This window comes from Nitratidesulfovibrio sp. HK-II, assembly GCF_003402415.2.
GTDB lineage: Bacteria > Desulfobacterota > Desulfovibrionia > Desulfovibrionales > Desulfovibrionaceae > Cupidesulfovibrio.
The window spans coordinates 214,220-222,500 of sequence record NZ_AP036014.1 but is presented as its reverse complement, the minus strand read 5'-3'; the positions used below and the strand labels follow the sequence as shown (position 1 = coordinate 222,500).

The window sequence follows — 8,281 nt, the reverse complement described above, 5'->3', positions numbered from 1 at the left end:
CCGGGCGACGGCCGTGGCCTCTGCCCCGGCGTCGGGGATGTACAGCTTCTGCCCCAGTTGCAGACTGGTGCCGTTCAGGCCGTTGGCCTTCTGCAGGGTTTCCACGCTGCTGCCCTGGGCCCTGGCAATGCCGTACAGGGTGTCGCCCTGCTTGACGATGTAGGTGGCGCGGCGCTCGGCGATGTCGCGGGTGCGCGTGGCGCTGCCCTTGTCCGCCCTGGATTCGGCATCCGGGCCGCCCTTGGCCGCTTTGGCCGGGGCCGAAGCCCTGGAAGACGGCGGGTCGGCCTGCGCGGTGAAGTCGGAGGCATCCCCCCCGCCGGGGATCATCAGCTCCTGCCCCACCTTCAGCTTGCCGCTGCCCTTGTTGACCCGCTTCAGCACCGAAACGGGCACGCCGCAGCGCTTGCCGATGCGGTCCAGGGTATCGCCCTGGCGCACCTTGTACACCCGCCAGCCCGCGTAGCTGCGCTGCTGCGGCTTGGCGAGATGGGCGGTGGCCGCCTCCAGGTGCATGGGCGGCACGTAGACGGTGGCGTGGGCGTCGGGCGGAGAGATGTAGCGGCGGAAGGCCGGGTTGTTGGCCGAAAAGTCGTTCCAGTTCTGGCCCATGGCCTGGGCCAGGGCCATCAGGTCGGTGCCGGGCTTCACGCGCAGGGGCTCGAACCTGGGCGGGCAGCTGTAATCCGGCCTAGTGAAGCCCAACGATTCGAGGTTGCGCATGATCTTGCAGACGGCGATGAACTTGGGCACGTACTGCCGCGTCTCGTCCTTGAGCTGGGCCTTGCCGTCGAGCATGTGGTTCTTGGTGCGCAGATCGAAGAAGCTGTCCGCCCCCGTGCCTTCCAACGCGCGCGAAATCTTGCCTTCGCCCGCGTTGTAGGCGGCCAGGGCCAGATGCCAGTCGCCGAAGTCGCCGTACAGCTTCTGCAGATAGTCGGCTGCGGCGCGGGTAGCCTTGTACGGGTCGCGCCGCTCGTCCACCCACCAACTGTACGACAGCCCGTAGCGGATGCCCGTGTACGGCATGAACTGCCACACGCCCACCGCGCCCGAGGTGGACACGGCGTTGGGGTTGAACCCGCTTTCGACGATGGCGAGATAGGCCACCTCTTCGGGGATGCCCTGCTGCCGGAACACCTCGCGGATGTGGGGCAGGTAGAGCTGCGAGCGCTTCAGGTAGCGCTCGAACGTGGCGCGGGCCCGATGGGTGAAGAATTTGAAATGCAGTTCCACGTCGCGCCGGGCCTCTGGGGTGAGGTCCTTGTCCAGTTCGCCGGTGGAATTGAGGGCCGCCCATTCCTGCGGAGTAAGGGGCACGCCGTCGTCGGCGGGGGGGATGGGCAGTTCCACCACTTCTTCGGGTTCGGCGGCGGGGGCGGTGGCGGTGGGCGGCACCGGGCAGGATTCGGCGGGCAACGTGGGAGGCAGATGCTTCTTGGGCGCGCAGCCTGCGGCCAACAACACCACCGCCGCAAGCACAAGCACGTGCCGGGCGGCACGACGCGCGTACAGAGCGGAGGACAGGAGTCTGGTTCGCTGCATGGATGTTCCGGATGTGTTGGGTGCGGCGGGAAAAGGGCCGCGAAGGAGGAGCGAGTGTCGGTTCGTCTGCCGTCAGACCCGAAGGGTCGTGAAGCGCCGGGGCGTTCCTCATCGGAGCCGGGCCGGGCGCAACCCCAGGGCCACTTGCACGGAAACACGTTCAAGGGTACCTGCGATGTGAACGGCATTCTGACCCTACCTCATGCCGCCCATCAAACGCAACCCGTCTACCTGCGCCCGTCCGGGCGAAAGCGAACCATGCCGAAGAAGCACCCCATCTGGGGCACCGTCGCGCGCGATGACGCGCGGCGCGATGCCCGCGACGACGATACACGCAACGACCGTCCCCGCTCCGGGACCAGCAACCGCAAGGGCGGGCGGCCCGCCGGGCCTTCTGCCGGACGCGACGAGGGCCCCCGTGGCCGCTCGGGCGGTCCGGGAACCGGCAAGGGCGGCAGGACAGGCGAACGCCAGGATTCCCGCCCCGACGACCGCAGGGGCGGCCGCCCCGAAAGGCGTAGCGGCGGGCCGGGCGAAAAACGCCGGGGCGAACGCCCCGATGGGCGACAGGACCGGCGGCAAGAAGGGCGGCAAGAAGGGCGACAGGACGGGCGCGGACGGCCCGACCGCCAGGCCAGGCCCGACAGACCCGACAGGCCCGGCCGCACACCGTTCCGGGACAGGACCGCCGATGCCCGGCCCGAGGCGGCATTCGACGCCCCCGAATCCCCGTGCTCCATCCTGCCCGGCGTGAAGCCGGTGCTGGAACTGCTGGAAGCAGACCCCAGCCGCGTGGAGGCGGTGTTCATCCGCAAGGGCAAGCGCGGGCGCGAGGTGGACCGCATCGTGGAACTGTGCCGCGAGGCGCGGGTGCGCTTCATCTTTGCCGAACCGCACGCCCTGGACCGGCTGTTCGCGTCCGGCCAGGCCATAGGGCAGGCCGGACAAACCACCGCCCAGCCCGCCGAATCCATTGCCGAACCGGACATGGCCGAACGCCAGACCGACGACGACCTTTTCGCCGATGACGACGAAGCCTGGGACATCCTGGAAGGAAACGACGCGGACGAAGCACGCGCCCCGCGCGATTCTCGTCCGGCGCACCTTGCATCCCCTTCCCATCAGGGGGTCATCGCGCGGGTGTTCGACGCCGGGTTCGCCGAACTTGGCGACATCCTGCGCGACGCGCCGGATGCGCCGCTGCCGCTCATCGTGGCCCTGGACCAGGTGCAGGACCCCGGCAACGTGGGCACCCTGGCCCGCACCCTGTACGCCATGGGCGCAGCAGGACTGGTGGTGGTGCGGCACGGCGGGGCCGCGCTGGGCGGGGCCGCCGCCCGCGCCGCAGCCGGGGCGCTGGAAAAGCTGCCCGTGGCCAAGGTGACCAACCTTGCCCGCGCCCTGGATGAGGCCGACGAGGCGGGCTACACCATTTATGCGGCGGGTGGGGCCACTACGGACGGCGACGGCAAGCCCGGCACGGCGCCCCTCAACCCCCTCACCGAACCGCTGCGCACCCCGGCCGTGCTGGTGCTGGGCAACGAGGACACCGGCATCCGCCCCAACGTGGCCAAACGCTGCCACTTCACCCTGACCATCCCCATGGCCCGCGACTTCGATTCGCTGAACGTGGCGCAGGCCGGGGCCATCCTGGTGGGCTGCTTCGCGGCGCGCCGCCACAAGGGATAGCCGGGCCAGGCCCGCTGTCAGCCACTCCACACCCCCCCGCGACGACACAAAGGCCCCCGACCTTCCGATGGAAGGCGGGGGCCTTTCCGCGCCCGACGACCGCCGCGCGGCAATGCGGCCAAAACTACCTGATGTAGTTTGGAATATTCAGAAAGACTTCGCGCGTGTAGGTAATCATCTTGTCCATGATCCACGGAAACGAGATGAGCAGCGCGAGAAAGATGGAGACGATCTTGGGGATGAACGACAGCGTCATCTCCTGGATCTGGGTGGCGGCCTGGATGATGCTGACCACCACGCCCACCACCAGCCCCACGCCCAGCATGGGCAGGGAGATGAGCAGGGCGACCTCGATGGACTGGCGCGCGAAGGCAATGACCATTTCCGGCGTCATGTGACCTACCTCTTCAGACCGCGAAACTGTTGACCAACGACCCCACCAGCAGCGCCCACCCGTCCACCATGACGAAGAGCAGCAGCTTGAAGGGCATGGAGACCATCATGGGCGGCAGCATCATCATGCCCATGGCCAGCAGGATGCTGGACACCACCATGTCCAGAACCAGAAACGGAATGTAGATGAGAAAGCCGATGGTGAAGCCGGTCTTCAGCTCGCTGATGACGTAGGCGGCGGCCAGCATCACCGTGGGCACCTCTTCCTTGCTGCGCGGCTGTTCCATCTTGGTGATGGAGTAGAAGATCGACAGATCCTTCTCGCGGGTGTGCTTGAACATGAACGAGCGCAACGGAGCCTGAGCCTTGTCCAGCGCCTCGTTGAAGCCGATGCGCTCCTCGAGGTAGGGTTGCAGGGCGGTGTCGTTGATCTGCTTGCCCACGGGCATCATGATCACCACCGTCATGAAAATGGCAAGGCTGGCCAGCACCTGCGAAGGCGGCAGTTGCTGCACGCCCAGCGCCTGGCGGATGAAGTGGAACACGATGATGATGCGGGTGAAGCTGGTCACGGTAAGCATGATGGCCGGGGCCAGCGAAAGCACCGTGAGCATGAACAGGATTTCGAGCAGCAGCGAGACCTTTTCCGGCTCGGTCTGCCCCGCGCCCAGGGTGAGCTGCATGGTGGGCATGACCAGGTCCTGCGCGGCATGGGCCAGGCCCCCGGACAACAGCGACAGCAGGGACAAAGGCGCCAGCAGCGCGAAGGCCAGGGAAAGGACGCGGGTAACGGCGGAGCGGCGGGTGACACCGGGCAGGCAGGGGGCAACGGGCAGGGCCGCCTGTCCCACGGGGCGGTCGCAGGGGGCCGGGGCAAGCGGGCGGGTGCCCGTCAGGCCGGTGACGCCCCCATCGTGCGATGCAGGGGCGGAAATGACGGCGGCAGCGTCAACTGCCGGAAGGTCGCCCCTTGCCGAGGGTGCGCCCCAGCACCGCGGAGAATCCGCCGGAGGCACGCCCGCCGGGCTGTTCCGCCGCATCGCCGGGCTGGCCGGAAAGGGGGGTTGCGTCGTCGCTGCCATGCTCGTGGTCAAGGTACTGCTCCGTGAGTAGCGTTATCTGCTGGTCGGTGACGCCCAGCAGCAATCGCTTGTTCAAGAAGCGTACCACCATGAGCCCCTTGCGCGGCCCGATGGGCAACTGCGCCTCCAGGCGCAGGTCGTCGCGCGAGAAGCCTCCCGCGCCGGGCACGGCGCGGAACAACCCGCCGTGGCGGCGCACGGCCCACAGGGCCAGCCACAGCAGGCCCACCAGCAGGAACAGCACGCCCACGGCCTGAATGTACCCGCTCCACGAAAAGGCGGGCACGCTGGCGGCCGCAAGGCCGTCGGCCGCGCCCAGCCCCACGGTGGCGTTGGCGTGGGCGATGGTGGCGTTCACGGCGTCCGCCGCCCGGCCCGCCACGTGTTCGGCGGCCTGCGGCAGGGCTTGGGGCAGGGCCTGGGCCGCGTCGCCCAGAGTGGCGTTGGCGGAGATGGCGGCGCGCACCGCGCTTTCCGCCTGCGAGGGGGCCTGCGCGGCCATGTCGGCGGCGGCGCCCACGGCGGAGACGGTGGCGTTATCCAAGCTGCTTCACCCGTTCGATGGGGCTGATGATGTCGGTAAGGCGCACGCCGAACTTCTCGTTGATGACCACGGCCTCGCCGCGCGCCACCAGCTTTCCGTTGACGTACACTTCCAGCGGTTCGCCAGCCAGCTTGTTCAGTTCGACGACCGAGCCCTGGCCCAGCTGGAGCAGTTCGTTGATCAGCAGGCGGGTGCGGCCCAGTTCCGCCGAGACGTCCAGCGGAATGTCCAGGATGAAGTCCAGTTCGCGCCGACCGCTGTCGGGCCGGGGCGACTTGGCCTCTTCCGTCAAATCCTTGAACTTGGCCTCGCGCGCGGCGGACGCGAAGAAGCCCTGCTCCTTTTCCTTTTTCAACTGGGTCTGCTCTTCGCTGGCCAGGGCCTTGGCCCATTCCTCGGCCAGGCGGGCATCGTCCTCGCCCCCGCCCGCTCCGGCGGCAGGAGCAGCGGGCGCGTCGCCGCCCTCGTCCTCGTCTTCCAGCGCGGCAGCCCACTGGGCCGCCAGCAGATCCTGATCGACATCCTTGCCGTCACTCATGGGTATTCCTCTTGCGCGCCGGGCGCTTACTGGATGACCATTTCGGTGATGTACACCCGCAGCACCTTGGGGCCGCCCAAAATCTGGTTCAGCCTGTCGGCCACTTCATTCTTGAGCTGCAACTTGCTTTCGATGGGGGCGAGGTCCGCGTACGACTTGCTGGACAGCAGCAGGATGACCGCATCGCGCACCTTGGCCGACTGCCCTTCCAGTTCCTTGACCGTGGCGTCGGAGCCCACCTCCACCTCCATGGTCAGCTTGAGGTAGCGGCGGCCCGTGGGGTCGGCCAGATTCACCAGGAACGTCGGCAGCTTGGCCACCTTGGCGTTGCGGGCCGGGGCCTCGCCGCCCTTGGCGTCGGCCTTGCCCTCGGTCTTGGCCGGTTCCGGCGCGCCCTCCGCGCCCTGGGCGGCGGGCCGCAGCATGAACCACCAGTACGCCCCGCCGCCCGCGCCAATGAGCACGAACAGCAGCAGGACGAGGATGACCCACTTCAGCTTGCCGGACTTTTTCGGAGGTGCGGCTTCTTCCGCCACGGGTCACGCTCCTTGAAACAGCTAGACGTTGAACGCTCCGACCGGGCGCGGCATCCGCCACGGCCCGCGTGGCGCGGCCGTTACGGGTACCCGCCGAGCCTCGGCGTGGTCTTCACCAGAATCTCCACCCGGCGGTTGCGGTCATTGCCGCCATCGCCGTCCGCAGTGTCTGCGGCAGCCGCGCCAGTCGAACCAGTCGCCTCGGTCGCCTCGGCCGTATCGGCCACAGCGGGCGCACGGGCCGCGCCCGACAGCGACGGACGGTCCGGGCCATACCCCGCGACGGAAAACCGGGCCGGGTCAAGTTTTCTTTGCACAAAATATTCCAAAACCGTCAAAGCGCGCCGCCCGGCCAGTTCGTACCCGGCCGCGTCGTCTGCCTGCCCTGCGGGCGCGCCCTCCGCGCGGGGGTCGCTGTGCCCGGAAAGGGCCACGTCGGCGGTGATGTATTCCAGCACCTCGGCCAGCAAGGCCAGCAGCGGGCGGGACACCTCGCGCAATTGCCACTGGCCCGGGGCGAACAGCAGGTCGTCCGTCAGCGCCAGCACGACGCCTTCGGGATGTTCCAGTATCCGCAGGTTCTTGTCCAGCATACTTCTGTCGATGCCGGGGGGCAACTCGGCGCCGGGGAACAGCAGCTCCTTGATTTCGCGCTGGTGGGCGTACACCTGCGCGGGCCGCGCCAGCAACGGTTCCAGCAGCCGGATGCGTTCCGGCACCGTGCCGGTGACGCCCGCGCGCACCTCGCCCTGCTCTCCGAAATGGGTGCTGATGCGCGACAGCGTCACCCGGTTCATGGACGACATGGACAACAGCAGCACGAAAAACGTCAGCAACAGGGTGACCAGATCGGAATAGGTCAGCAGCCACGGCTGGCGGGGCTTGTCCTCTGCCTTCTCGCGGCGCTGGCGGGCTTGGGGGCCGTGTCCGCCGGGCTGGGCGGGCCGGCCGGGCCGGGCGGGCGAGACGGGCGAGACGGGCGGCGCATGCCGGGAAAACATGTCAGCGCCCCCCTTCGTCCTGGCTGGCTGCGGGGCCGGGACCGGAACCAGAGCCGGGCGTGGCCGGTACGGCGGGCGTGGCGGGCGCACCGCCGCCCGCGCCTTCCGGCAGCACGAAATCGAACCGGAACCCCTTGTACTGGAAGGTCTCGCGCACGGGCGCGCCATCCTTCAGGGCTTCCATGCGGCGGGCCCATTCGGCGTTACGCCGGTCGAGCACGATCTCCACCCGCCGGTTGGCGCGCCGCCCGTCCGGGGTGAGGTTGTCGAAGCGGGGCCGCGTGTCGCCGTGGGCCTCCATGAGCATGCGGCCGCGCGGCACGCCAAGGTCGGCCAGCTTGCGGTACACCGCCGTGGCCCGCCCCAGCGAAAGCCGCCACGGCGAGGGCAGGGCCCGGTCGTCACCCCGCAGCCGGAACAGGATGCCTTCCTCGTCGCGGGCAGGCGAGGCATGCCCGGCGATGAGCACCGGGTGCTCCACCCCGCGCAGCACCGGAGCCACCCGCGCCAGCAGGGCCGCGCCGCGTTCGGAAAGCTCGGCCGAGCCGGTGCGAAAGAGCACCTCGTCGTTGATGGAGAAAATCTGGATGTAGCCGTTTTCCTGGTAGTTGATGTCCCGCTCCGCGTCTTCCCACAGCATTTCGCGCAGGGGGGTCAGGTCGCGGCCGCGCGGGGGCGCGTCGCCCACCGGGGCAATGCCCGGCACGGGGCGTCCGTCGGCCGGTTCGCGCAGGGTGGCCGTGCCCTGCTCCTGCCCGAAGCTGCCCGCCACGGAGCCCACGGCCATGACGCGGCGGCGCTCGTCGATGACCGAAATGGCCACCAGCAGCACGAAGAACGTCAGCAGCAGGGTCATCAGGTCGGAGTACGTGATGAGCCACGGCGGCTGGGTGATGCCCGCGGGCTGGGGTTTCCGCCTGTCGCGCGCCATGGTCCGTGCTCCGTGTGGGGGG

General features: G+C 68.9%; 9 protein-coding genes (1 of these 9 only partly in view). 1 reads left to right on the top strand and 8 read right to left on the bottom strand.

Annotated elements, in window-relative coordinates:
• Positions 1 to 1,545 carry the 5' portion of a LysM peptidoglycan-binding domain-containing protein gene (locus RVX_RS00785; protein WP_172596623.1) on the bottom strand. It extends 333 nt beyond the left edge of the window, so the window shows 1,545 of its 1,878 coding nt (coding positions 1-1,545); it begins with the start codon at positions 1,543 to 1,545; its stop codon lies off the left edge, out of view.
• Between the two features lie 258 nt (positions 1,546 to 1,803).
• Here RVX_RS00785 and RVX_RS00780 point away from each other — a divergent pair, with 258 nt between their 5' ends.
• Positions 1,804 to 3,234: a TrmH family RNA methyltransferase gene (locus RVX_RS00780; protein WP_172596624.1), complete on the top strand. Its 1,431-nt coding sequence runs from the start codon at positions 1,804 to 1,806 to the stop codon at positions 3,232 to 3,234.
• A 124-nt stretch (positions 3,235 to 3,358) separates the two neighbouring features.
• On the opposite strand, the gene fliQ is transcribed toward RVX_RS00780, so the two are convergent.
• From fliQ to RVX_RS00745, 7 genes are all read right to left on the bottom strand, one after another.
• Positions 3,359 to 3,628: a flagellar biosynthesis protein FliQ gene (gene fliQ, locus RVX_RS00775; RefSeq protein ID WP_116307135.1), complete on the bottom strand. Its 270-nt coding sequence runs from the start codon at positions 3,626 to 3,628 to the stop codon at positions 3,359 to 3,361.
• A gap of 13 nt (positions 3,629 to 3,641) precedes the next feature.
• Positions 3,642 to 4,478 (bottom strand): flagellar type III secretion system pore protein FliP, encoded by an 837-nt coding sequence (fliP, locus tag RVX_RS00770; RefSeq protein WP_371682110.1) that lies wholly within the window; start codon positions 4,476 to 4,478, stop codon positions 3,642 to 3,644.
• Between the two features lie 97 nt (positions 4,479 to 4,575).
• The gene (gene fliO, locus RVX_RS00765) at positions 4,576 to 5,253 is read right to left on the bottom strand and encodes a flagellar biosynthetic protein FliO (RefSeq protein ID WP_116307137.1); all 678 of its coding nucleotides are present in this window, start codon (positions 5,251 to 5,253) and stop codon (positions 4,576 to 4,578) included.
• On the bottom strand, positions 5,246 to 5,791 hold the full coding sequence (gene fliN, locus RVX_RS00760) for a flagellar motor switch protein FliN (protein ID WP_007525707.1): 546 nt from the start codon (positions 5,789 to 5,791) through the stop codon (positions 5,246 to 5,248). The genes fliO and fliN overlap by 8 nt, the downstream gene beginning before the upstream one ends.
• Before the next feature lie 26 nt (positions 5,792 to 5,817).
• Positions 5,818 to 6,327 carry a flagellar basal body-associated FliL family protein gene (locus RVX_RS00755; protein WP_007525705.1) on the bottom strand — a complete coding sequence of 170 codons (510 nt, stop codon included), beginning with the start codon at positions 6,325 to 6,327 and terminating at the stop codon, positions 5,818 to 5,820.
• 80 nt (positions 6,328 to 6,407) lie between these two features.
• Positions 6,408 to 7,328 carry an OmpA/MotB family protein gene (locus RVX_RS00750; RefSeq protein ID WP_116307139.1) on the bottom strand — a complete coding sequence of 307 codons (921 nt, stop codon included), beginning with the start codon at positions 7,326 to 7,328 and terminating at the stop codon, positions 6,408 to 6,410.
• Position 7,329: 1 nt separating this feature from the next.
• On the bottom strand, positions 7,330 to 8,259 hold the full coding sequence (locus tag RVX_RS00745; protein WP_116307141.1) for a flagellar motor protein MotB: 930 nt from the start codon (positions 8,257 to 8,259) through the stop codon (positions 7,330 to 7,332).
• Positions 8,260 to 8,281: the final 22 nt, after the last annotated feature.

What these genes read in the sequence shown, in the direction of transcription:
- RVX_RS00750 (WP_116307139.1), bottom strand. Translation starts at nt 7,328, where the DNA reads ATGTTTTCCCGGCATGCGCCGCCCGTCTCGCCCGTCTCGCCCGCCCGG.
- fliQ (WP_116307135.1), bottom strand. Translation starts at nt 3,628, where the DNA reads ATGACGCCGGAAATGGTCATTGCCTTCGCGCGCCAGTCCATCGAGGTC.
- RVX_RS00780 (WP_172596624.1), top strand. Translation starts at nt 1,804, where the DNA reads ATGCCGAAGAAGCACCCCATCTGGGGCACCGTCGCGCGCGATGACGCG.
- RVX_RS00745 (WP_116307141.1), bottom strand. Translation starts at nt 8,259, where the DNA reads ATGGCGCGCGACAGGCGGAAACCCCAGCCCGCGGGCATCACCCAGCCG.
- fliN (WP_007525707.1), bottom strand. Translation starts at nt 5,791, where the DNA reads ATGAGTGACGGCAAGGATGTCGATCAGGATCTGCTGGCGGCCCAGTGG.